Here is a 23,450-nt window from a genome sequence, read left to right on the forward strand (position 1 = left end):
CGGCTCGAAAGCCGGTCGAGCGGGATAATTCTTCACCAGATATCGTAGAGAGGACGGCTTTCGATGCAAACCGTGAATCACGCCAATCTCTACAAGTTTAAACATACGGTTAACGCCATACGGAGGCGATAAGGAAAATCCGAAGGCGCAGCATATACGGATCGGGGGAGTAAGAAGACCGGATTCATCGCTTATCCACCATTGTCGGCGAGGGTCGGAAGGATTGGCGCTGCCGCTTTCGGCACCTGCCGCCATGCCGAGCGACCCATCGAAGGTATTTGAAATGCTCCGACGTCTCGTGCGCAGATCGACGTCTCGTTCGGATGTGCCAGTCGAGGATCGGCCATCCAAGGGCAGGCCGATCGATCTCGTGCATCTGGCGCGCCAGACGCTGGGCGACCGGGAGCTGGAGCGCGAGATCCTCCAACTGATGGCCTGCCAGGTGGAAAGCTGCGATGCCCGCATCGATCTCGCCACGGCCGCGGAACGCCGTTCGCTCGCCCATGCCATCAAGGGCGCGGCGCGCAATGTCGGCGCTTTCGCTCTCGGCGACGCGGCCGAAGCGGTGGAGGAGGAGCCGGCGGACGACGGGCGGTTGCCGGCGATGAAAGCCGAGCTGCGGCGCGCCGGTTCGTTCATCCGCACGCTTCTCGGCTGAGCCGGCCATCCGCCGACGGTTGACTTCGGCGGGCCGAGGCTCCACCCGAGGAAGCGGAACAACGCCGATCCCAGATCCGAGCGAACAGCACCATGACCCGATTGATCTTCGTTTCCAGCGGCGGCGAGCGCTACGAACTCGATGCCGCGAACGGAACCACGGCGATGGAAAACGCCGTTCGCAACTTCGTGCCGGGCATCGAGGCCGATTGCGGCGGTGCCTGCGCCTGCGCGACCTGCCACGTCTACGTGGACGAGGAATGGACGGAGGTGGTCGGCGAACCGGAATCCATGGAAGAGGACATGCTGGACTTCGCCTGGGAAACCAAGCCCAACTCCCGGCTTTCCTGCCAGATCAGGATGCGTGACGATCTCGACGGCCTCGTCCTCCACGTGCCCGCCCGCCAGGCCTGACGACCTCGAGCGCCCGACAATACCTCGCGGGGTCGGTTGACCAGATCTTTTCGTCGCCCGCGTCGTTTCCAAGCCTCGCCGATGCCGCCGGCATCGACTGCGTTTGGCAACTCGCGGAGCAACAAAAATCTCTCGGCCATCCTCCGCCCGGAGGCATTGTCAGGCACTCTCAATCAATCGCGGCCTTCGCGGCATCGATGTTGCGCTTCAGAAGCTTCTTCAACCGGTAGTTCACGTCGCGGCCTTCGCGGAAATCGAAGTCCTTCTGCGCGCGCTCGTGCTGGCGCAAATATCGGCTGGTGGTGGCGTTCACCGCCGCTTCCATCGCGTCGCAATCGCGGCGAGGGCCGAGGTTGCGCACGGCCGCTTCCATGCGGCGCAGATATTCCCGCGCGATCTTGGCATGATCCTCCTCATGGCGCGCGATGTCCTCGGCCAGCGTGCGCCAGACGATGACGGTGGAAGCGGAGGCCGATTTCGGCGGTGTCCAGCGCGGCAGGATCTTCACGAGCTTCAGATTGAAATCGACGCGCGAGATGCGGCACACGCCGCCATTGGGCAGATAGGTCACGGTGCCGCCGAACTTCACCTGCGTCGCGCCGGGATGCCGGTCGTTGCCGCCGCCCGCCGTTGGGCCCTTGCGGTTCAGTTCGCGGTCCAACTGCTCCAGGGTCGTGCCGCGCAGCGTGAAATAGGTGGTCCGCTCGTTGATCGCCGCCGCTTGCGCCCCTGCCGTTCCCACGAAGATGCCGAGCGCGAAAAAGAGACCTCCACCGATCCGTTTCATGGCTGAATCCTTGGAGCTTGCAGTTGACGGGAAGGGTAAAGGATCGCCGCGCGCGGACAAGGCTCTTGCTCTCGATCCGCACCGGCATCTATCGGCAAGGTGAACCATCGGAAACCATGCGGGGCCGAGTGAAACCGATCATGAACTGGCGCGTCGGTCACGGTGAGGTGATCGAGCTCGGCGCTTCCGCCCACCTGATGGGCATCCTCAACGTCACGCCCGACAGCTTTTCCGATGGCGGGCGGTATCTCGATCCAGCAGCAGCGGTGGAGCAGGCCCACCGGCTGGTGGAGGCTGGCGCCACGATCGTCGACATCGGCGGCGAGTCCACGCGGCCGGGCGCCGAGCCGGTCGAGGCGGAGGAAGAACAGCGACGCGTCCTTCCGGTCATCCGCGCGCTGGCCGGTTCGGGCATCGTCCTGTCGATCGATACCTACCGCGCCTCGACAGCGCGCGCGGCGGTGGAAGCGGGGGCGCACATCGTGAACGATGTTTGGGGAGCGCAGCGCGAGCCGGAGATCGCGATGGTGGCGGCCGAGACCGGCGCAGGGCTTTGCCTGATGCATTCGAGCCGCGATCGCGACACGCTGCCCGACCCGATCTCCGATCAGGTGGCTTTCCTCACCCGCTCGCTGGAGATCGCGGCCGAGGCCGGCGTTCGCGATGAAGCGATCGTGCTCGATCCCGGCTTCGGCTTCGGCAAGGGACCAGCCGAGAACTTCGCGCTGATGCGGCGCTTCGGCGAATTGACCGCCGTGTTTCGCCATCCCTGGCTCATTGGAACTTCGCGCAAGCGTTTCATCCGGCAGGCAGTCGGCGAGGGAGGCGACACCGATATCGGCACGGCGGCGACGAGCGTCATCCTGCGCTTATCGGGGGCGTCGATCTTCCGGGTCCACGATGTCGGCGCCAATCGACACGCGCTGGCCGTCGCCGACGCCGTGCTGGCCGCGCCGGAGCGGAGCATATGAGCACGGCCTATCTCGGGCTTGGCGGCAATATCGGCGATCCCGTCGCGAACATGCGCGCGGCCTTGCAGGATCTGGGGCAGCGCCGAGGCATCGAACTGAGAGCGGTGTCGCGCCTTTATAGAACCCCGCCCTGGGGAAAGACCGACCAACCCTTCTTCTTCAACGCGGTCGCAAGGATCGAGACGGTTCTGGAGGCCCGGGAGCTGCTGGCCACCTGCCTCGACATCGAGCGAGGGCTCAAGCGCGAGCGCATCGAACGGTGGGGGCCGCGCACGATCGATATCGATATCCTGGCGGTGGAGGGCGTCGAGATGAGCGCCGAGGATCTGACGATCCCGCATCCGCGCATGACGGAGCGGGCTTTCGTTCTGGTGCCGCTTTCCGACGTGGCCGCGGACTTGGCGATCGATGGACGCCCCATCGCCGCCTATCTCGCCGGGCTCGATCTCGGCGGCATCGAGCCGGTCGGCGATGCGAAGGCATGGTGGCGCTGAACGGGCGCCTCAGTTCTCCAGCGCGGTCTGCTTCACCAAGGGTTCGCCGCGCTTGAGGTTCATGCCGATCACCGGCACCAGTTCGCCGCCGACGCGCACCGAAACCGTGATGGCGAGGACGTCCTTTTCCATCAGCTTGGCGACCATCGCACCCTTCAACTGCTTGCGGTTGAGGCCGAACACCACCGTGTTGCCGTCGACATTGCCGGAGATGATGTCGAGACCCTTGCCTTCGGCGCCGTCGAGGAACGAGCCCTGATAGCCGGCGGTGTTGCGGGCGACTTCGGCGCGCATCTTCTGCGAAAAGAGGCCCATGCGGCACGAGCCGTCGAGCGCCATGCCGGGCGACTTGGCGTTATCGATGCCATCGAAGGTGCAGACGAACTTCGTGCCTTTGTATTTGCCGGCGACGATCTCGCCGGGGCCGGCCCATTGGCCGACGACCTTCCTGAAGAACACGTCGTCTCCGGCTGCCGAAGCGGGCGCAGCGGAGGCGGTGGCGAGAGCGGCGGCGAGAACGAGACCGGCGGCGAATCCGTGCGACATGACCGAACCTTCCGGACGTGGCGAAAAAACGAGGCTGACCCCACGCTTATCGCCCGGAATGGTTAAGCGATGCTTTCAAACGCCGCCGATGGGCGACGAACCGGGCCGCTGCGGCTTGCGCGCATCACCCTGCAGGGCGGTCAGATCGCCCATGAAATCGGCAATGCGCGGCCGCTGCGACCTGATGAAGGGAAGGGGGCGGCAAAGGTCCATCGCGGCGATGCCGACCCGCGCCGTGAGAAGGCCGTTCACCACCCCTTCGCCGAGCCGGGCGGAAAGCCGCGCCGCCAAGCCGTGACCGACGACCTGCCCGACGATGCTGTCGCCGATGGAGATCGAGCCGGTGACGGCGAGATGGCCGAGAACGTCGCGCGTCAGCTTCACGAGGCCGATCGCTCCGGGCCGCGCCCCGTAGAGTTCCGACATCTGGCGGATCAGCCGGATGTTCTCGAAAAGGACATAGGAGATATCGACGATCGCCTTCGGGCTTACGGCGGTCACGACCGAGACCCGCTTGGCGGAGGTCATGACCAGGGCCCGCGCCCGCCGGTCGATGGGAAGCAGGAGTTCGCGCTCGGCAAGCGTCAGGAGGTCGCGCCCGTCGATCACCTCGTCCTTCAACGCGGCGAGGCGCGTTCGCCCTTCCGCCGTTTCGGGATAAGCGGCCAGGAGCGTCGTGAGGCGCGACACGACCGCCGTCGCCTCCGAAGCGGAGTCGAGTTCGAAGGCGCGCGCGGCCGCCTTGCGTTCCTCTTCCACCGCCTTCAACCGCATCAGGCCGGCGATCTCGCGGGCGACGACGCCGAAAGCTCCGAGCGCCAGAAGCACTGCCAGCGCGACGGCCAGCCAGCCGAGCCAATCCGCGCGAGTGAAGAGGTTGCGGACGAGATCGTCCACCGCAAGGCCGACCGCGACCGAGACGAGCGCGCCGAGCGCGGCGAAGAAAAGCTTGGCGAAGGGAAAGCCGCGAGGTTTGGGCGGCAGGATCGCTTCCGCTTGCCACTCCTCGCGTTCAAAGATGTCGGCCGCATCGAGCTCTACGGCGGATAGATCATCGAGCGCGCGGGGAGCGCGGTGCAACTCAGTTTCCGCCAGCTTTTCGGCGAGCGGCCGGTCGTCTTGCGAGGCATCGAGACGAAAGGCGGCGGGGGCGCGGCGGGTCGGCTCGTCGCTCATGCGAGTTTGTCTCCCACCAGGAACTGAAGGGCGCGGTCGAGCCGGATATGCGGCAGCGACAGGGCGATCCCGTCCGCGCTGCGTTCGATGCGCGGCGGCCGGAAGCGCACGAAACTGATCTGCGGCGATTGAACACCGGCCGAAAAAAGCCGCCCCGGATCGGCCGGCAGATCGCCCGGAAAGATCGCCGTCTCGCGCGACCCGTCGAAGAGTTCGCCAGCGATGCTTTCGCCCGCCATCGGCGTGCCGACGATCACCGGCAGGCGTTCGCCGCGATCCTCGACGCTGGCCTCGCGCGTTGCGCGAACCGCCGCAAGCGCCAGCATGTCCATCGTCGCGCCGGAGAGCTTGGCCTGCGCGGCGGCTTCTTCCACAAGCCGGCGGACAACCGCTTCCAGCCGGGCGTGGCTGTCGCGATGCAGGTGATCGGCTTTGGTTGCGGCGACGAGGATGCGATCGATGCGGCGGGTGAGGAACGAACCGAGCCAGGAGGCGCGTCCCGGCCGGAAGCAAAGGAAGATTTCCGTCAAGGCGGTGCGAAGATCTTCCAGGGCGGCAGGCCCGGCATTGATCGCCTGCAACGCGTCGACGAGCAGGATCTGGCGGTCGAGCCGCGCGAAATGCTCGCGAAAGAACGGCTTCACCACGATCGACTTGTAGCCCTCGTAGCGGTTGGCGAAGAGAGCCGCGAAGGAGCCTTTTGGATAGGTGCGATCGGGTTCGACCGGCAGCGGCGCGAAGGTAAGCGCGGGCGAGCCCTCCAGATCGCCCGGCATCAGGAACCGGCCGGGGGGAAGCGTGGAAAGTGCGGTCCGGTCGGCACGGCAGGCCGTCAGATAATCGGCGAAAGCGCGGAACAGCGCCTGCGCGCGTTCCTCGTCGGCCGGGGCGGCAGGATCGGTTTCACCGAGAAGGCCGAGGAAGCGCCCCGCCATGGCCTCGCGCTGCGGCAGGCGGGCACGCTCCAGCGCTTCGCGGGAAAAGGTTGCGTAATCCTTGTCGATCAGCGGCAGATCGAGCAGCCATTCGCCGGGATAGTCAACGATGTCGAGCGACAGCCTGCCCGGCGACAGGAAGCGCGAAAAGGCGGAGGCGGACTCGTAGTCGATCGTCAAGCGAAGTTCGGAGATCGCGCGGGTCGACTGCGGCCAGATGCGCTCCTCGATCAGCTTGCGGACATGCTCCTCGTACTGGAACCGCGGCACGCCGATATCGGGCTGTTCCTCCAGCCGCGCGCCGGAAATTCGCCCGGTGGCCTGCGCCTCGAAAAGCGGCATCCGCCCGCCGTGGAGGAGATTATGAACGAGGGCCGTGATGAAGACCGTCTTGCCGGCCCGCGACAAGCCGGCGACGCCGAGCCGCAGGGTCGGCTGGAAAAGCGATGTGGCCCGGTCGGAAAGATTGTCGAAGGCAATACGCGCCTCGTCGGCGATCGTTGGCATGTCTCGACAAGCTTCCTCAAACGCTGCTCACCGCCCGGCATATAGGCGCGACGCCCGATGACCGGTAGGGCGGGAGCCGTCAGGTTGAAAGCTCGTTGGGATCGAGGAGCGCGCGGAGATATCCCGTCCCCGGCCGGATGTCGGCGAGCGCTCCGTCGAACTCGATCGCGGCAAGGCTCGCAGGCCGGAAATTGCCGGCAAGGCTCCGCATCGCTCGCGGCTCACCTTCCCGCGCGAGGAGCGCAACGAGTTCGGACGCCATCGGATTGTGTCCGACGATCATGACGGACCGCGCGTCGCCCTGGCGTTTCACGATATCGAGATAGGTCGAGACATCGCCCGAGTAGATCTCGTCGCTATATTCAATCTCAGTGTTCGATTCTGATCGATGAACAAGATCGAGCGTTTGGCGTGTTCTGGCCGAGCCCGAGCAGAGGATGCGCGCGGCATCGAAGCCCCGCCGCCCGATCTCGGCATGGATGATCTTCCCCTCACGCCGGCCGCGCTCGTCGAGTTCGCGAGAATAATCGTCCTGACCGGAAACTGCCTTTGCCGCATGGGCATGGCGCAAGACGAGAAGAAGGGTCTGGGAAGCGGTAGTCATGAAGTTGCACCTATGGCGGCCATGCCGTGCCGGCAACCGGCGTCAGGCTCACATCAGGGGAGATGGATGATAATGGCGTGAAAACTGCCGCCATGACAGGCGGCTATGTACCTTGAATGAAGTTTGGAAATGCAAGCCGGATACAAGCTTAACTTCTTGCTTTCATAGCAAAGGTTAGCGACGAAATGTTGCTGGAATGCTTCTTGTTCCCGCAACCTCCCGTCGCTATAAGCCCGCCGACTGCCCTGATTGGGAATGCGATATGAGCGAAGTCCTGCATATCGAGGCCGGCATCCTGGATGACGGCGCGTTCATGAACGAGCGGCAGCGGGATTATTTCCGCAAGAAGCTCCTGGCATGGAAGGCGGAGATCCTGCGCGAGTCGCGCGAAACTCTCGACGCTCTCGCCAACGACAACTCCAACCTCGCCGATCTAGCCGATCGTGCTTCCTCGGAAACCGACCGGGCGATCGAACTTCGGGCCCGCGACCGCCAGCGCAAGCTGATCTCTAAGATCGACGCGGCGCTGGAACGCATCGAAGATGGTTCCTACGGTTACTGCGAGGAAACCGGCGAGCCGATCAGTCTGAAGCGCCTGGACGCACGGCCGATCGCGACCATGTCGCTGGAAGCCCAGGAGCGCCACGAGCGGCGCGAGAAGGTTTATCGCGACGAGTGACCATCGGTCGCCAAACGACATGAAAAAAGGCGCCTTTCGGGGCGCCTTTTTCGTTTCTGGTCGTACAGCCGATTCAACGTGTCTGCCGAAGCGTTCACAGTCTTTGAACGAGCCCTTCGGCAGCTTTCTTGGAGACCGGCGTCAGGGACGCCGCTCGCCGAGATCGAAATCGTTGAGAAGGCGCTCCATCTCTTCTTCGAGAGTCAGGGGACGTTCGGGCGCCTTCGCCTGCACGACCTGTTGAACCGGCTGCAAGGGCGCCGCTGCCGGCATGGTTTGCGGCGGCGTCGAAACGGGTTCGCTCTGGCGGACCGGGGGCGCGGTAGGCACTTCCTCTTCCGGCCAATCCAGCGAATCGAAATTGCTGTTCAGCTTCTGCGAAAGTTCCTCTTCCAGCGAGAGTTCCTGAGGCCGCAGCGCTTGTGGTCGTTCCGGGCTGGGCGGAAGCGGCACGGCGGGCACTGCCGCAGGCATCACAGGCGGGACGGGCGGCTGAACAGCGGGCGGAACCGGTGCTTGCGGAATGCTCGGCGAAGGCCGTTCCGGGGCGGAGGGCACACCTCGGCTCGGCTCGAAATTCGTGCGGCGCGACTGGATCGCGGTGGCGAAGCTGCGCACGGCGAGCGGCCGCTTGTCCGTCTCTTCGGAAACGGGCGGCACGATCGCCTGCAACGCGCGGGGTTGCGGCTCGGCCTTATCTTCCATGTCATCGACGGGCGGCGCGACCGGCAACGGCTTCGAAGCGTCGGGAATATCGGAAGCCGGCCCGACCCGCGGCACTTCGAAGGGCTCGGGAAGCGGCGGCGCAGCGGGCTCTTCGCGCGGCTCGGGCAAAGGCGGCACCACCGGGGCGAAGGCGAACGGGGCGGGCGGCGCCATGCGCGGCGGCGGCGCGGCAACAGGGAGTTCCTGCGGTTCCGGTTCGGCCGGCGCGGCCGGGCGCGGCGGGTCCGAACGGCGAAGGAACGCCGGGATCTTCGGCTCGGAGGTCTCGGCTTCCCGCGTTCTCGCCGGCCGGGCCGGTTCGGGCGCGGCGATCTCCGGCTCCGGCGAGCGCTGCGGAGCCAGTGTCACCGGCGCGACGAGAGGCAGGACAGGCGGTTCGGGACGGCGGGGCGGCGTGACCGGCTCCACCGGCAAAACGGGAGCCGCCGGAATGAAGGGTGCCTCGTCGCGAACCGGTTCGTCACCTTCCGGCGCTGCGGGCTCGTCGTGGTCGTCGCGCACGGGAACCATGCGCCTCGCCCCCTCGTCATGGCGCGGTTCGGGGCGCGGCACCTGGCGACGCAGCGGACTGGTGCCGGCCGCGTGACGCGGCTGCGGGACGGCGACGGGCGGGCGCAGGGGAGCAACGGGGCTCGGCGCGATGGCCGGAATCGCTTCGCTTCGGCCTTCGATGGGGTCGATCGATGGCTGGCGAAGCGAGGGCGGGGTTCGCAGAATGCCCTTCTCGACCACGAGATCGTTCTGGCCGCCGATCAGGACGAGATGCTCAACTTCGTCGCGGCGCACCAGCACCAGCTTGCGGCGCTGGTCGATCGCGGTGACGTCGAGAACCGCCAATCGCGGACCGCGCTTGGCATTGGTTCCGACGGGGCCGGCTCCCATGACGCGTTTGGCGAGCAGAAGAACGCCCACCACCAGGACAAGGACCACCACGGCCGCGAGCGCATAGCTCGTCAGCGGCCCCATACCCGCGCCGACGGAATCGGAAAGGCCAGACCCCATGTTTCGCTCCTCGCAAATCGCGCGAATGTAGACCGGAAACTCCCGGCCGCGACAAGGCCTTTCGGGGCGATCTTCATATTTGCCGATATCGGGCGATCCAGCGCCGCGATAGCTTACCGGTTCTAGAATGATGCGCCGCCCCGACCGAGCGCGCCTTTCGATAAGGCGCGGCCTCGGCTAGAACGCCTGTCCGAGCTTAAAGCATGAGACCTAAATTCGCGATGGACGGAGCCTCCGGCGACATGAGCGACAAGCCCTTTGTCGACAGGAGCGGGGAAGCCACGGGCGTGCGCCGCCTGCTGGTTCTCGGCGGATTTCTGCTTTTCCTCGCCGCGATCATCGCATTGTTCGATCACGTTTATGGCGGTTTCGCGCTGATCGCGATCTTTTCGGTTCTCGCCATGGTGGGCATCGCCGCGATCTTCGGTTTCGCGCTCGGCCTCCTGTCGTTCAGCGGCAAGAGCGGCGAATCGGGTATCGCCGCGCGCTTCCTCGACACGCTGGAAACCGGCACCCTGGTGGTGGATCGCAAGGGGCGCATCCTTTACGCCAATCGCGCCTATGGCGAAGCGACCGGGTCTCCTGCGCCCGACGAGGTGAAGACGCTGGAGCGCATCCTGGCGCGCGAGCGCGAAGGCTCCGAGGTCGTTTATCGCCTCGCGAACCGCGCCGGGAAAGGCGAAGCGGCGCATGAGGAATTTCGTTTGGAGCGCGATCTGGCCGGCCGGCCGGGGCGCGAGCCGCGCTGGTATCGCCTGTCCGTGCGCCCGGTCGATGTGGAAGGCGCTCCGGCGCATGCCTGGCAGATCGCCGACATCACGGCCGAGCGCACCGAGCAGGAACTCTTCTTCCAGAATCTGCAGAACGCCATCGATTATCTCGACCACGCGCCGGCCGGCTTCTTCGCCGCCGATGCCAAGGGCCGGATCACCTATGTCAACGCGACGCTGGCCGCCTGGCTCGGCTTCGATCTGGCGTCCATCAAGCCTTACGAGCGCTCCGTCGAAAGCCTCCTCGGCAAGGACATCGCCGGTTATCTCGCCGGCGACGACGGGCTGAAGCCCAAGCGCATCGATGCGACGCTGCTCGGCTTCGACGGCCGGCCGATGTCCGTGCGTCTTCATCTCGAACACGGTTCCGCTGCCGAAGGCGCCGCCGGTGCGGTTCGCGCCATCGTGGTGGGCCGCGATTCGGAAGCGCCGGACGAGAACGCCGTGCAGGCGGCTGAGTTGCGCTTCGCGCGGGTCTTCAACGCTTCGCCGATCGCCATCGCCTCGCTTGACGAGGAAGGGCGGGTCCTGCGCGCCAACGAAGCCTTCGAGCGCCTCTTTGCGCGCTCGTCGAGCGGCCCGAGCGGCATCGCCGACCTCGTGCGCGAGGAAGGGCGCGACCAGCTTCGACAGGCCATGTCCGGCGCGCGCCGCCACCGCAGCGTGGCCGCCCCGCCGATCGATGTTCAGATCGCCGGCGAACCGGTCCGCTCGCTCCGCCTTTACTTCAGCGGCACCTCGGTGCCGGCCGATGGCTCGCGCGAAAGCGTCATCGTCTACGGCGTCGACATCACCGAACAGCGCACGCTGGAGGAGCAGTTCGCCAAGGCGCAGCGGATGCAGGCGATCGGCAACCTTGCCGGCGGCATCGCGCACGACTTCAACAACGTCCTGACGATCATCACCGCGTCGGTGGACTTCCTTCTTCTCAACCAGCGGGCGGGCGATCCTTCGTTCCAGGATCTTCTTCTCATCAAGCAGAGCGCGAACCGCGCGGCCTCGTTGGTGCGTCAGCTTCTCGCTTACTCGCGTCGCCAGACCATGCGCCCGAAGATGCTGAGCCTCACCGATGTCGTCGCCGACATGCACCTTCTCCTGAGGCGCATCTCCGGCGACATCGTCAAGCTGGAGCGCCACCACGCGCGCGATCTCTGGCCCGTGATGGCCGATATCGGCCAGTTCGAGCAGGTCCTGACCAACCTCGTCCAGAATGCGCGCGACGCCATGCCGGAAGGCGGAACGATCACGATCTCCACCCGCAACGTGCACGAGTCCGAGGTCAAGCATTTCAACTATGCCGAAATGCAGGACGGGGACTTCGTGCTGGTGGAAGTCGCCGACACGGGCACCGGCATGCCGCCCGAAGTCGCCGAGCGGATCTTCGAGCCCTTCTTCACCACCAAGGAGATCGGCAAGGGCACGGGCCTCGGCCTGTCCATGGTCTATGGCATCATCAAGCAGTCCGGCGGCTTCATTTTCGTGGACTCGGTCGCCGGCCAGGGCACGAACTTCCGCATCTTCCTGCCGCGTCACGTGCCGAACGAGGTTGCCGCGGCCAAATCCGACGCGCCGTCCGGTATCCCGACGATCGCGCCGGAAAACGCCGATCTTTCGGGCACTGCGTCCATCCTTCTCGTGGAGGACGAGGATCATGTGCGCGCCGGCAATGTCCGCGCCCTGAAGATGCGCGGCTACGAGGTCTACGAGGCTTCCTCGGGCGTCGAGGCGTTGGAGGTTCTGGCGGAACTCGGCGGAAACGTCGATCTCGTCGTGTCCGACGTGGTGATGCCGGAAATGGACGGGCCGACGCTGCTTCGCGAAATGCGCAGCCGCCAGCCGGACCTGAAGTTCATCTTTGTCTCAGGCTATGCCGAAGATGCCTTCGCGAAAAACCTGCCGGAAGGGGAAAAGTTCGGCTTCCTCGCCAAGCCTTTCTCCCTCCGTGAACTGGCTGTCGCCGTGAAGCAGATGCTGGACGAATAACCTTCAGCGGGCCGAAAGCGCCTGCGCGAGGTCCGCGTTGGCCAAAGATACGGCGATTCGCGAAGCCACGCGCACGTTGTTTCTGACGAGGGCGATGTTGGTGGCGAGCGATCGCCCTTCGCTGAGCTCGAACAAGCGCTGAAGCAGGAACGGCGTCACCGCCTTGCCGATGATCCGCTTCTCGCCCGCTTCCCGCAACGCCGTATCGATCCAGACGGCGACGGTTTCTTGGCGGAGTTCGTCCTCGCTCGGCACCGGGTTGCCGATCAGCATTCCGCCGCCGATGCCGAGTTCCTCGCGGGTGCGCTGGAAGGCGGCGATGGCTTCCGGAGAATCGAGTCGCAGCGGGGCGGGGATGCCCGAACGGCGCGACCAGAAGGCCGGAAGCTCGTCCGTTCCGAGGCCGACCACCGGCACGCCTTTGGTTTCCAGAACTTCCATCGTCTTCGGCAGGTCGAGGATGGCCTTGGCGCCGGCGGAAACGACGATCACCGGCGTGCGGGCGAGTTCGTCCAGATCGGCGGAAATGTCGAAGCTGGACTCGGCACCCCGATGGACGCCGCCGATGCCGCCCGTGGCGAAAACCCGGATGCCGGCGAGATGGGCCGCGATCATGGTCGCTGCAACGGTTGTGGAGCCCGTGCGCTTGGCTGCGACGGCATAGGCGAGATCGGCGCGCGACAGCTTCATTACGTCCTTTGCCTGCGCCAGCCGTTCGAGATCGTCCTCGTTCAGACCGACGCGCAACTGGCCGTCCAGAACCGCGATGGTCGCGGGCTCCGCCCCTTCCTCCCGCACGATGGCCTCCACCGCCCGGGCGGTCTCCACATTCTGCGGGAAGGGCATGCCATGCGTGATGATGGTCGATTCGAGCGCGACTACCGGCCGCTCTGAGGACAAAGCGTCGGCGACGGGGGCGGAGGGCGTGAAGCCGGGATGGGTCATGAGTTCTCGTCCGTTGTTTCGGGAATGCTCAAGGCCGGCGCGGGCATGGTCGCGGCCAGTCGCTCGATCTCTTCCAGGCTCGCGCCGTTCTCGCCCAATCGGGTCGAGATGTGGAGGCTTGCCGCCGCCATGCCATGGCGCACCGCTTCCGCAAAGGACGCGCCACGCGCCAAGGCAAGGCTTGCGACCGCCGCCAGCGTATCGCCCGCGCCGGTGACATCGTGAACCGAGCGGACAGGCGGCGGCGCTTGCAAGGTGAGGGCCGACCCGTCGAAGATCGCCGCCGCGCCGGCCCCATCCGTGATGGCGGCCCGGCGGCAGCCGAGTTCGCGCAACGAGCCGACAAGCGCTTCCACCGGTGCCGCGCCGTCCATCCCGCAAAGGCTGGCGGCTTCGGCGCGCGACATAAACACGGCGGCGAGCCGGGGCAGGGCGTTGCGCAGGCGCCCGACTTTGGCCGGTGAGACCGCAATCGCCGTGACGGGCCGCTCGCCGGCCGCTTTTGCCAGGGTTTCGATGGCGGTGGCGGGAAGGTTCGCGTCCAGCATCAGGGCATCGCTCTCGGCCAAAGCCTCCCGCAGATGGCGTCGGCGAAAGACGCGGGGCTGCATCAGATCGTAGAGCTTCATATCCGCCAAGCCGCCGACGAGATCGCCCCGGTCGTCGAGAAGCGCAGTATAGGTCGGCGTCTGGCGATCCAGCCACGTCATGGCCAGATCCTCGACTCCGAGTTCCGCCAGCATGTCCGTGACCGCGATCCCATCGCGATCACCGCCGCGCGCGGAAACGAACCGCACCGGCGCGTCCAGTCGGCGCAGGGCGCGCACCGCGTTCAGCATCGCGCCGCCCGGCGTCTCGATGAAGCGGCCGGGATTGGAAGCGCCAAGCGCGAAGGCGCCGTCCGAGCGTCCTCGGCGGTCCATGTGAGCGGCACCGGCCACGAAGAAGCGCGGTGACCTTTCGAGAGATCGCGCGTTCACCATGTCACAAGCATCCCCGGGTGCAGGAGCGCAGCCGAATCACTTGAGAGATTCGCGTGCAAGCGCGTCTCGCACCTTGCGATATGAGAACAAAAAGAGTACATAAACTGCATCGACGGTGCGATTGCACCGGACTCCAACTGATGGAATAAGGTGGCTCATATGGCGCAGAAGACGCTTCGCCTCGTCGAGGAAAATTCCGTGGACAAGACCAAGGCACTCGATGCCGCGCTTTCGCAGATCGAGAGGGCGTTCGGCAAGGGCTCCATCATGCGGCTCGGTGCAACCGAGAAGCTGGACATCGAAACGGTGTCGACCGGATCGCTCGGTCTCGACATCGCACTCGGCATCGGCGGCCTGCCCAAGGGCCGTATCGTGGAGATCTACGGGCCGGAATCGTCGGGCAAGACGACCCTCGCCCTCCACACGGTGGCCGAAGCCCAGAAGAAGGGCGGCGTTTGCGCCTTCGTGGATGCCGAGCACGCGCTCGATCCGGTCTATGCCCGCAAGCTCGGCGTCGATCTGGACGACCTTCTGATCTCGCAGCCCGACACGGGCGAGCAGGCTCTGGAAATCGTGGACACGCTCGTGCGCTCCGGCGCAATCGACGTTCTGGTGATCGATTCGGTCGCCGCGCTCACCCCGCGCGCCGAAATCGAAGGCGAGATGGGCGAATCGCTGCCGGGCATGCAGGCTCGTTTGATGAGCCAGGCGCTGCGCAAGCTCACCGGCTCGATCAGCAAGTCGAAGTGCATGGTGATCTTCATCAACCAGATCCGCATGAAGATCGGCGTGATGTACGGCTCGCCTGAAACCACGACGGGCGGCAACGCGCTGAAGTTCTACGCCTCCGTTCGCCTCGACATCCGCCGCACCGGCGCGATCAAGGAGCGCGACGAGGTCACGGGCAACCAGACCCGCGTGAAAGTGGTGAAGAACAAGCTCGCGCCGCCCTTCAAGCAGGTCGAGTTCGACATCATGTACGGCGAAGGCGTGTCGAAGCTCGGCGAATTGATCGATCTCGGCGTGAAGGCCGGCATCGTGGAGAAGTCGGGTGCCTGGTTCTCCTACAATTCGCAGCGTCTCGGTCAGGGCCGCGAGAATTCCAAGCAGTTCCTTCGCGACAACCCCGAGGCATCGGCGGAGATCGAGGCGGCGATCCGCCAGAATGCCGGGCTTCTGGCCGAGCAGCTTCTGACCGATACCGGCGGGGCTGAGGACGACGGCGAATAAGCATCGCGCTACTGCGCTCCAGCATCGAACGCCGCCCGCGTCCTCGCGAGGCGGCGTTTTCGTTTTGCCGCACGTGATGGACAGGTTTTGCCGGCATCGTTAAAACCCGGCGCTTGAAAGGCGTGCGGCTTCCGTCACGGAGGTCCGCGCGCGCAACATGCGGAGGGCGTCGTATCGGTCGCCGCCGTCGAACCACATCTCGAAAGGCTTGCGATGAGCGGCGTCAACGACATCCGGTCGACGTTTCTGAACTACTTCGCCGCGAACGGCCACGAGCCCGTCGCTTCGTCGCCGCTCGTGCCGCGCAACGACCCGACGCTGATGTTCACCAACGCCGGCATGGTGCAGTTCAAGAACGTCTTCACCGGTCTGGAAAAGCGCCCCTATAGCCGCGCCACCACGGCCCAGAAGGTGGTTCGGGCCGGCGGCAAGCACAACGATCTCGACAATGTCGGCTATACCGCCCGGCATCACACCTTCTTCGAGATGCTCGGCAACTTCTCCTTCGGCGATTATTTCAAGGAAGAGGCGATCAACCACGCCTGGAACCTCGTCACCGGCGAGTTCGGGCTCGACAAGTCGCGCCTTCTCGTCACCGTTTATTCCGAGGACGAGGAAGCCGCGACGCTTTGGAAGAAGATCGCCGGCTTTTCCGACGATCGCATCATCCGCATTCCGACCTCGGACAATTTCTGGCAGATGGGGGATACCGGCCCCTGCGGTCCTTGCTCGGAAATCTTCTACGACCAGGGCGAATCGGTCTGGGGCGGCCCACCCGGCAGCGCGGAGGAAGACGGCGACCGGTTTCTGGAATTCTGGAACCTCGTTTTCATGCAGTTCGAGCAGCAGGCGCCCGGCCAGCGCGTTCCGCTGCCGCGTCCGTCGATCGACACCGGCATGGGCCTGGAGCGCATGGCAGCGATCCTGCAGGGCGTTCATTCGAACTACGACACCGATCTCTTCCGCACGCTCATCGCCGCCATCGAGGACGTGATCGGCTCGAAGGCGGAAGGGGATGCGCGAGCGAGCCATCGCGTCATCGCCGACCATCTGCGCGCCACCGCCTTCCTGATCGCCGATGGCGTGTTGCCGTCCAACGAGGGGCGCGGCTACGTGCTTCGCCGCATCATGCGCCGCGCCATGCGCCATGCGAAGTTGCTGGGTGCGCGGGACCCGGTGATCTACAAGCTCCTGCCGACCCTGATCGCCGAGATGGGCCGCGCGTATCCCGAACTCGCGCGCGCCGAGGCGCTGACGACCGAGACGATCAAGCTGGAGGAAAAGCGCTTCCTGACCACGCTGGATCGAGGTCTCGCTCTGCTTGGAACCGCGACCGAGACGATGTCGGCCGGCGACATGCTGGACGGCGAAACGGCGTTCAAGCTCTACGACACCTACGGCTTCCCGCTGGACCTCACGCAGGATGCCCTGCGCCAGCGCGATATCAGCGTCGATCTGTCCGGCTTCACCGATGCCATGAACCGTCAAAAGGCGGAAGCGCGGGCGAGCTGGGCCGGTTCGGGTGAGAAGGCCGCCGATACCGTTTGGTTCGAGATCCGCGAGCGCGAGGGCGCGACGGAGTTCCTCGGTTACGAGACCGAGCGGGCGGAAGGCGAGGTCCGCACCATCGTGAAGGACGGCGGCGAGCTGAAGGAAGCGAAAGCCGGCGATGAAGTGTCGGTGGTCGTGAATCAGACGCCGTTCTATGGCGAGTCCGGCGGCCAGGTCGGCGATACGGGCACGATGTCGGGCGAGGGCGTGCGCTTCGAGGTGAGCGATACGCAGAAGGTGGCGAACGGGCTCTTCATCCACCGCGGCCGGGTTTCGGAAGGCGTGCTGAAGGTCGGCGCGGCGCTGGAACTCGTCGTGGATGGCGATCGGCGATCGAAGATTCGCGCCAACCATTCCGCCACCCATCTCCTGCACGAAGGTCTGCGCGAGGTGCTGGGAACCCACGTCGCGCAGAAGGGCTCGATGGTGTCGCCCGATCGGCTGCGCTTCGACTTCTCGCATCCCAAGCCCATGGACGCGGCCGAACTTTCCCGCGTGGAAGCGATGGCCAACGACCTCATTCTGGAGAATGCCGGCATCACGACGCGGCTGATGGCGGTGGACGATGCCATCGCGCTCGGCGCGATGGCCTTGTTCGGTGAGAAGTACGGCGACGAGGTGCGCGTCGTTTCCATGGGCGGAGCGAAGGAATCGGGTGGGAAGGCCGCCTATTCCATCGAGCTTTGCGGCGGCACCCATGCGCGGGCCACCGGCGATATCGGCTTGGTTCACATCCTGTCGGAAAGCGCGGTCGGCGCGGGCGTGCGTCGTATCGAGGCGCTGACGGGCGAGGGCGCCCGCAGCTACCTTCAGGAGCAGGATGCGCGCGTTCGCCGCGTCGCCGCCGCGCTGAAGACAACGCCTGCCGAAATCGGCGACCGCGTGGAAGGCTTGGTGGACGAGCGCCGCAAGCTCGAACGCGAAGTCACGGAGCTTCGCAAGAAGCTGGCGCTCGCCGGCGACGGCGCCGGACAGTCCGGCGGATCGACCGCGCGAGAGGTCGGCGGCGTGTCGTTCCTCGGGCGTGTATTGGAAGGTGTTTCGGCCAAGGACCTGAAGGGTCTCGTGGACGAAGCCAAGGGCTCGCTCGGCACGGGCGTCGTCGTTTTCGCGGGCGTCGCGGACGGGAAGGCCAGCATCGTCGTCGGCGTCACGCCCGACCTGACAGACCGGTTCAACGCGGTCGATCTCGTTCGTGCCGCGTCGGAAGCCATCGGCGGCAAGGGCGGGGGCGGGCGTCCGGACATGGCGCAGGCCGGCGGCCCGGATGCCGCCAATGCGGGCGCAGCGATCGACGCCGTGGAGAAGGCGCTCGGCAGCCAATCCGTGGCTGCCTGACTTCGGTCATTCCGAAAATGTTCCGGGGGCTTCTGCCCCCGGTTTCGTTTGGGGCGGTCAGTCGTCCCAGCGCGGCAGCGTGGCGACTTCGGCCGCGCTCGATGTGAGAAGCGCGCCGCCTTGCGCCATCTGGAAGCGATCCAGCGGAATGGCGACATCGTCGCGGTCGCCGAAGCCCGCGCCGTCCTCGAAATCCACGACGAGGGCGGTTGGCGTCGTGGGATCGGTGCCGATCACTTCCTCCACCTCGCCGATCTTCTGCCCGTTCGCGCCGACGACAATGAGGTCCTTCACGCCGTCGACGGTCATGTTCCAAGGCGCCATGAGCGTTCCGTCGGGCACCTCCACGAGGCGAACCGCCGTTTGCGCATTGGCAGCACCCGTCAGGGCGCCGAAGGCGATGGCGAGGCAACCGAGGCGTCGCGAAACGTAACCGGACATTCTCTTCTCCTTGAGCGTTCTCCGGCCTTAACTCGGGAACCGCCTTCCCGTTTCCGGCAAACGTAACGGTTCAAGGAGAATCGTTGCCGACAAGGCGACCAAAGAAAAAGCCCGGCGCGATGGCCGGGCTTGTTCCATTCAGCGAAGCTGGTCGGCCCTCAGGCCGCCATCTCCTTCTTCAGGTTCTCGTCGATCTTGTCGAGGAAGCCCGTGGTGGACTGCCAGCGCTGATCCGGTCCGATCAGGAGGGCGAGATCCTTGGTCATGTCGCCGGCCTCGACGGTCTGGATGCAGACGCGCTCAAGCGCCGCCGAGAAGTTCTTCAGATCGTCGTTGTTGTCGAGCTTGGCGCGGTGCGCGAGGCCGCGCGTCCAGGCGAAGATGGAGGCGATGGAGTTGGTGGAGGTCTCCTGGCCCTTCTGGTGCTGGCGGTAGTGGCGCGTCACGGTGCCGTGCGCGGCTTCCGCTTCCACGGTCTGGCCGTCCGGGGTCATGAGAACGGAGGTCATCAGGCCGAGCGAGCCGAATCCCTGCGCCACGATGTCGGACTGCACGTCGCCGTCGTAGTTCTTGCAGGCCCAGACATAGCCGCCGGACCACTTCAACGCGGAAGCCACCATGTCGTCGATCAGGCGGTGCTCGTAGGTGAGCTTCCGGCTGTCGAACTCGGCCTTGAACTCGGCGTCGAAGACTTCCTGGAAGATGTCCTTGAAGCGGCCGTCATAGGCCTTCAGGATCGTGTTCTTGGTGGACAGGTAGACCGGGTAGTTGCGCAGGAGGCCGTAGGCGAAGGACGCGCGGGCGAACTCGCGGATCGATTCGTCGAGATTGTACATGGCGAGCGCGACACCGGCGCCCGGTGCCTTGTAGACCTCGTGCTCGATCGTCTGGCCGTCCTCGCCGACGAACTTGATCGACAGGGTGCCCTTGCCGGGGAACTTGAAGTCGGTCGCGCGGTACTGGTCGCCGAAGGCATGGCGGCCGACGACGATCGGCTGCGTCCAGCCGGGAACGAGGCGCGGCACGTTCTTCATGACGATCGGCTCACGGAAGATGACGCCGCCGAGGATGTTGCGGATCGTGCCGTTCGGCGACTTCCACATCTTCTTCAGGCCGAATTCCTGCACGCGGGCTTCGTCCGGCGTGATGGTGGCGCATTTCACGCCGACGCCGTGGCGGGCGATGGCGTTGGCGGCGTCGATCGTCACCTGATCGTCGGTGGCGTCGCGATGCTCCATGCCGAGGTCGTAATATTCCAGATCGACGTCGAGATAGGGATGGATCAGCTTGTCCTTGATCGCCTGCCAGATGATCCGGGTCATCTCGTCGCCGTCGAGCTCCACGACCGGGTTTTGGACCTTGATCTTCGCCATAATTGCTTCCTCGTGGGCGTTCAGGATGGGGCGGCTATAGCATCGCCTCCCTCAAGCGCAAAGGCGCATGCCGGACTTGGCCGCAGCTTCCGTAGACGCTATCGGAACAGGTGAAGGAGAACCGCCTTGGCAGGAACCGACCGCACAGTAGAAACCCTCGCCGGTGGACCGGCCATCGTGCTGGTGGAGCCGCAACTCGGCGAGAATATCGGCATGGTGGCGCGGGCCATGGCCAATTTCGGCCTGTCGGACCTGCGCCTCGTCGCCCCGCGCGACGGCTGGCCGAACGAGAAGGCGCGGGCGGCAGCGTCCCGCGCCGATCATGTGATCGATGCCGCCAGGGTCTACGACACGGTGCGCGACGCGGTGGCCGACCTGACATGGCTTCTGGCGACGACCGCCCGACCGCGCGACAGCGTGAAGCCGGTGCGGGGCCCGAAGGCCGCGAGCGCCGCGCTTCGAACCCGCATCTCCGCCGGCCAGCCCGCCGGCATCCTGTTCGGGCGCGAGCGCTTCGGCCTGTCGAACGAGGAAGTGGGCTTGGCCGACGAGATCGTGACCTTTCCGGTGAACCCGGCCTTCGCCTCGCTCAACATCGCGCAGGCGGTGCTTTTGATGAGCTACGAATGGATGCAGTCCGGCGGCGAGGAAGGAGCGGAGGAAGCGCCGCGCTTCGCGCCGGCCGAGGCCGAGCCGGCGGAGAAGGGCGATCTCCATCGGCTTCTCGACCATGCCGAGGGGCTGCTCGACCGTCTCGGCTACTTCCGTCCGCCGGAGCGCAAGGTGGCCTTGTCGGAAAAGCTGCGCACCACGCTGACCAAGGCGAACTTCAACCGCATGGAAGTCCACGCGCTCCACGGCGTCCTGAAGCATGTGGAACTGAAGCTGAACAAGGACGAGTCGTGAGCGCAGCCGATCAGCCTGTCCTAATGTTTGATAGCGGTATCGGCGGTTTGACGGTGCTACGAGAGGCTCGTGTCCTTATGCCCGATCGTCGCTTCGTGTATGTCGCGGACGACGCTGCTTTTCCCTACGGCGATTGGGAAGAGGAAGGACTTCGCGCTCGGATAGTCGACCTCTTCGGCCGACTGATCAGCGATCATCAGCCGGTTCTATGCGTCATTCCCTGCAATACCGCCTCGACGCTTGTCCTCGCCGATCTTCGTAAGGCTTATCCGGCGATGCCGTTCGTCGGTACTGTTCCAGCCATCAAGCCTGCTGCCGAGCGGACGCGCTCCGGCCTCGTGTCAGTGCTTGCGACACCCGGAACCGTAAAGCGGCAGTACACCCGTGACCTTATCCAACAATGGGCTTCCAAGGTCGAGGTTCGGCTTGTCGGCAGCGTCCGGCTCGCTGCCCTTGCCGAAGCCTATATGCGTAGTGGGTTCATAGACGAAGAAATCGTCCGATCCGAAATCGAGCCCTGCTTCGTGGAGGAGGACGGACGGCGCACCGACATCGTCGTTCTGGCCTGCACGCACTACCCGTTTCTGGCGAATCGGATGCGCAAGGTCGCCCCCTGGCCGGTAGACTGGCTCGATCCTGCCGAGGCGATCGCGCGGCGGGCGATGTCGCTGCTCGATCCGGCAACGGTGGAGGACGCACCGCGCCTTCCCGATAAAGCCGTTTTCACGTCCGGCAGGATCGAGCCGGTGTCCCGGCGGTTGATGCAGGGCTTCGGTCTGGTGGTCTGACCGTCAGCCCTGGTTGAAGGTGACGTTCGACGTTTCCTTGTCCGCGCCGTCCACCTTGTCCGTCACGACCATGGAGAAGCGGCCATTGCCGGCATTGCGGATCGTCATCGTGGCGTTGCGGTCGCCATAGATCGGCACGGCATAGGTGATCGTCAAAACGAGGGCGTCGCCGCGCTGGGTGCCTGCCACCTGCGCCGGGCCCTTGGTCGAGCCCGTATAGGTGCCGGTAAAGCGCCGCGTCGCGGGATCGTAGCGGATATCGGCGCCGATCTTGCGGGTGACGATCACGGCTGCCCGGCAGGTGCCGTCGATGGAGACGCGGTTGGCGGAGGGGCGGCTGCCCTCGACCCGGCACGTGACCTTGCGCGGCGACGCATCGACGTCGCGCTGGATCTGGCCGGCGCCTCGCCACGAGCCGTCGAAGCGCTGGAGAAAGCTTGCATCCGCGCGAGCGCTCGGTGTGGAAAGGACCAGCCCGCAAAGGCCGGCGACGAGGAAGGGGATCTGACGCATCGCAATCCGTTCGGGCGTTGGGTTCCGATCGGAACGCCGTGGACGGGGATGCGTTCGCCTTGGAGCGCAACAAGTCGGTTTCACGACCAACGGAGCTTCGATGGATCTCATCCGCATCGTCATCGCGATCTTTCTTCCGCCGGTCGCGGTTTTCACCCAGGTCGGGCTCGGCAAGCACTTCTGGATCAACCTGCTTCTCACTCTTTGCGGCTGGCTCCCGGGCGTCATCCACGCGGTCTGGGTAATCGGAAAGTATTGATCCGCAAGGCTCCGGGCCGGTTGACAGCTTCCGCTCGATTGCCGTAGAGACCTGCCAACGGTCGTGCCGCAAGGCGCGGCCGTTTCAACGTGTCCCGTGGATGACGGTCTCTCGTGTCCGTCGTTCTGTCAGTCCGCCACAGCGCGGGCAGAGGAGGGCGCGTTTCCCGGCCCGGTCGGATCGGCTCCGTCCGGGTGTTTCGTTTTGAGGAAATGCGATGACAAAGCGCGCAGAGTCCAAGTACAAAATCGATCGCCGCATGGGCGAGAACATCTGGGGTCGTCCGAAGTCCCCGGTGAACCGCCGCCAGTACGGCCCCGGCCAGCACGGCCAGCGCCGCAAGGGCAAGGTTTCCGACTTCGGCCTGCAGCTTCGTGCCAAGCAGAAGCTGAAGGGCTATTACGGCGACGTCTCCGAGAAGCAGTTCCGCAAGGTCTACGAGGAAGCGTCCCGCCGCAAGGGCGACACCTCTGAGAACCTGATCGGCCTCCTGGAAAGCCGTCTGGACGCGATCATCTATCGCGCGAAGTTCGTGCCGACCATCTTCGCGGCCCGTCAGTTCGTGAACCACGGCCATGTGAACGTGAACGGCGTTCGCACCAATATCGGTTCGTTCCGCTGCAAGGCCGGCGACGTCATCGAGGTGCGCCAGAAGTCGAAGCAGCTCGTGGCCGTGATCGAGGCGACGCAGCTCGCCGAGCGCGACGTGCCCGACTACATCGAGGCGGATCACAACAAGATGGTCGCCACCTTCCAGCGCATTCCGGGCCTGTCGGACGTGCCGTACCCGGTGCAGATGGAACCGAACCTCGTCGTCGAGTTCTATTCGCGCTGATTCTTCGGCGCCGAATATCGACCTGATCGAAGGCCGC

23 protein-coding genes are annotated in these 23,450 nt (G+C 65.4%); 12 read left to right on the top strand and 11 right to left on the bottom strand.

Annotation, left to right across the window (positions count from 1 at the left end; translation table 11 throughout):
* The first annotated feature begins 283 nt into the window (after positions 1 to 283).
* Both F9929_RS20590 and F9929_RS20595 read left to right on the top strand, forming a co-directional pair.
* Entirely contained in the window at positions 284 to 658 is a 375-nt protein-coding gene (locus F9929_RS20590; protein WP_193227853.1) for an Hpt domain-containing protein, read from the top strand.
* A 92-nt stretch (positions 659 to 750) separates the two neighbouring features.
* Positions 751 to 1,071 carry a 2Fe-2S iron-sulfur cluster-binding protein gene (locus F9929_RS20595; protein ID WP_152048435.1) on the top strand — a complete coding sequence of 107 codons (321 nt, stop codon included), beginning with the start codon at positions 751 to 753 and terminating at the stop codon, positions 1,069 to 1,071.
* 169 nt (positions 1,072 to 1,240) lie between these two features.
* On the opposite strand, the gene F9929_RS20600 is transcribed toward F9929_RS20595, so the two are convergent.
* On the bottom strand, positions 1,241 to 1,858 hold the full coding sequence (locus F9929_RS20600; protein ID WP_193227854.1) for a DUF922 domain-containing Zn-dependent protease: 618 nt from the start codon (positions 1,856 to 1,858) through the stop codon (positions 1,241 to 1,243).
* A 140-nt stretch (positions 1,859 to 1,998) separates the two neighbouring features.
* On the opposite strand from F9929_RS20600, the gene folP reads away from it, so the two are divergent.
* Together folP and folK are read left to right on the top strand one after the other, a co-directional pair.
* Positions 1,999 to 2,829: a dihydropteroate synthase gene (folP, locus tag F9929_RS20605; RefSeq protein ID WP_235919479.1), complete on the top strand. Its 831-nt coding sequence runs from the start codon at positions 1,999 to 2,001 to the stop codon at positions 2,827 to 2,829.
* Positions 2,826 to 3,323, top strand: a complete 498-nt coding sequence (gene folK, locus F9929_RS20610) for a 2-amino-4-hydroxy-6-hydroxymethyldihydropteridine diphosphokinase (RefSeq protein WP_152048438.1) — start codon at positions 2,826 to 2,828, stop codon at positions 3,321 to 3,323. Before folP ends, folK begins: the two co-directional genes overlap by 4 nt.
* Before the next feature lie 9 nt (positions 3,324 to 3,332).
* Here the strand turns inward: folK and F9929_RS20615 are convergent, their stop codons facing one another.
* The 4 genes from F9929_RS20615 to F9929_RS20630 form a co-directional block, all read right to left on the bottom strand.
* Positions 3,333 to 3,869, bottom strand: a complete 537-nt coding sequence (locus F9929_RS20615) for a hypothetical protein (RefSeq protein WP_152048439.1) — start codon at positions 3,867 to 3,869, stop codon at positions 3,333 to 3,335.
* 75 nt (positions 3,870 to 3,944) lie between these two features.
* Positions 3,945 to 5,045, bottom strand: coding sequence for a YcjF family protein (locus tag F9929_RS20620; RefSeq protein WP_152048440.1), 1,101 nt, complete (start codon positions 5,043 to 5,045; stop codon positions 3,945 to 3,947).
* A complete protein-coding gene (locus F9929_RS20625; protein WP_152048441.1) occupies positions 5,042 to 6,487 on the bottom strand; it encodes a YcjX family GTP-binding protein in 1,446 nt (481 codons plus the stop codon). The genes F9929_RS20620 and F9929_RS20625 overlap by 4 nt, the downstream gene beginning before the upstream one ends.
* Positions 6,488 to 6,566: 79 nt before the next feature.
* A complete protein-coding gene (locus F9929_RS20630) occupies positions 6,567 to 7,091 on the bottom strand; it encodes a SixA phosphatase family protein (RefSeq protein ID WP_152048442.1) in 525 nt (174 codons plus the stop codon).
* 262 nt (positions 7,092 to 7,353) lie between these two features.
* Between F9929_RS20630 and dksA the strand changes: the two genes are divergently transcribed.
* The gene (dksA, locus tag F9929_RS20635) at positions 7,354 to 7,770 is read left to right on the top strand and encodes an RNA polymerase-binding protein DksA (RefSeq protein ID WP_152048443.1); all 417 of its coding nucleotides are present in this window, start codon (positions 7,354 to 7,356) and stop codon (positions 7,768 to 7,770) included.
* A 141-nt stretch (positions 7,771 to 7,911) separates the two neighbouring features.
* Here the strand turns inward: dksA and F9929_RS20640 are convergent, their stop codons facing one another.
* Positions 7,912 to 9,498 (bottom strand): flagellar biosynthetic protein FliO, encoded by a 1,587-nt coding sequence (locus F9929_RS20640; RefSeq protein ID WP_152048444.1) that lies wholly within the window; start codon positions 9,496 to 9,498, stop codon positions 7,912 to 7,914.
* A 203-nt stretch (positions 9,499 to 9,701) separates the two neighbouring features.
* Here F9929_RS20640 and cckA point away from each other — a divergent pair, with 203 nt between their 5' ends.
* Complete coding sequence (gene cckA / locus F9929_RS20645) at positions 9,702 to 12,251, top strand: cell cycle histidine kinase CckA (RefSeq protein WP_235919481.1); 2,550 nt, start codon at positions 9,702 to 9,704, stop codon at positions 12,249 to 12,251.
* 3 nt (positions 12,252 to 12,254) lie between these two features.
* Here cckA and F9929_RS20650 read toward each other — a convergent pair whose 3' ends face one another.
* Both F9929_RS20650 and F9929_RS20655 read right to left on the bottom strand, forming a co-directional pair.
* Positions 12,255 to 13,196, bottom strand: coding sequence for a pseudouridine-5'-phosphate glycosidase (locus F9929_RS20650; protein WP_152048445.1), 942 nt, complete (start codon positions 13,194 to 13,196; stop codon positions 12,255 to 12,257).
* Positions 13,193 to 14,179 (bottom strand): PfkB family carbohydrate kinase, encoded by a 987-nt coding sequence (locus F9929_RS20655; RefSeq protein WP_152048446.1) that lies wholly within the window; start codon positions 14,177 to 14,179, stop codon positions 13,193 to 13,195. Before F9929_RS20655 ends, F9929_RS20650 begins: the two co-directional genes overlap by 4 nt.
* Positions 14,180 to 14,338: 159 nt before the next feature.
* On the opposite strand from F9929_RS20655, the gene recA reads away from it, so the two are divergent.
* Together recA and alaS are read left to right on the top strand one after the other, a co-directional pair.
* Positions 14,339 to 15,409 (top strand): recombinase RecA, encoded by a 1,071-nt coding sequence (gene recA / locus F9929_RS20660; RefSeq protein ID WP_152048447.1) that lies wholly within the window; start codon positions 14,339 to 14,341, stop codon positions 15,407 to 15,409.
* A 213-nt stretch (positions 15,410 to 15,622) separates the two neighbouring features.
* On the top strand, positions 15,623 to 18,298 hold the full coding sequence (alaS, locus tag F9929_RS20665) for an alanine--tRNA ligase (RefSeq protein ID WP_152048448.1): 2,676 nt from the start codon (positions 15,623 to 15,625) through the stop codon (positions 18,296 to 18,298).
* 57 nt (positions 18,299 to 18,355) lie between these two features.
* Here the strand turns inward: alaS and F9929_RS20670 are convergent, their stop codons facing one another.
* Both F9929_RS20670 and F9929_RS20675 read right to left on the bottom strand, forming a co-directional pair.
* The gene (locus F9929_RS20670) at positions 18,356 to 18,739 is read right to left on the bottom strand and encodes a PRC-barrel domain-containing protein (protein WP_152048449.1); all 384 of its coding nucleotides are present in this window, start codon (positions 18,737 to 18,739) and stop codon (positions 18,356 to 18,358) included.
* 158 nt (positions 18,740 to 18,897) lie between these two features.
* The gene (locus tag F9929_RS20675) at positions 18,898 to 20,112 is read right to left on the bottom strand and encodes an NADP-dependent isocitrate dehydrogenase (RefSeq protein ID WP_152048450.1); all 1,215 of its coding nucleotides are present in this window, start codon (positions 20,110 to 20,112) and stop codon (positions 18,898 to 18,900) included.
* 126 nt (positions 20,113 to 20,238) lie between these two features.
* On the opposite strand from F9929_RS20675, the gene F9929_RS20680 reads away from it, so the two are divergent.
* Positions 20,239 to 21,018 (top strand): RNA methyltransferase, encoded by a 780-nt coding sequence (locus F9929_RS20680; RefSeq protein WP_152048451.1) that lies wholly within the window; start codon positions 20,239 to 20,241, stop codon positions 21,016 to 21,018.
* A 23-nt stretch (positions 21,019 to 21,041) separates the two neighbouring features.
* Positions 21,042 to 21,806 (top strand): glutamate racemase, encoded by a 765-nt coding sequence (gene murI, locus F9929_RS20685; RefSeq protein WP_152048538.1) that lies wholly within the window; start codon positions 21,042 to 21,044, stop codon positions 21,804 to 21,806.
* A 3-nt stretch (positions 21,807 to 21,809) separates the two neighbouring features.
* On the opposite strand, the gene F9929_RS20690 is transcribed toward murI, so the two are convergent.
* Positions 21,810 to 22,319, bottom strand: coding sequence for a hypothetical protein (locus tag F9929_RS20690; protein ID WP_152048452.1), 510 nt, complete (start codon positions 22,317 to 22,319; stop codon positions 21,810 to 21,812).
* Between the two features lie 100 nt (positions 22,320 to 22,419).
* On the opposite strand from F9929_RS20690, the gene F9929_RS20695 reads away from it, so the two are divergent.
* A complete protein-coding gene (locus F9929_RS20695; protein ID WP_150969019.1) occupies positions 22,420 to 22,578 on the top strand; it encodes a YqaE/Pmp3 family membrane protein in 159 nt (52 codons plus the stop codon).
* A gap of 217 nt (positions 22,579 to 22,795) precedes the next feature.
* The gene (rpsD, locus tag F9929_RS20700; RefSeq protein ID WP_152048453.1) at positions 22,796 to 23,413 is read left to right on the top strand and encodes a 30S ribosomal protein S4; all 618 of its coding nucleotides are present in this window, start codon (positions 22,796 to 22,798) and stop codon (positions 23,411 to 23,413) included.
* Positions 23,414 to 23,450 lie beyond the last annotated feature (37 nt).

This window comes from Aureimonas psammosilenae (assembly GCF_009176975.1).
GTDB classification, from domain to species: domain Bacteria; phylum Pseudomonadota; class Alphaproteobacteria; order Rhizobiales; family Rhizobiaceae; genus Plantimonas; species Plantimonas psammosilenae.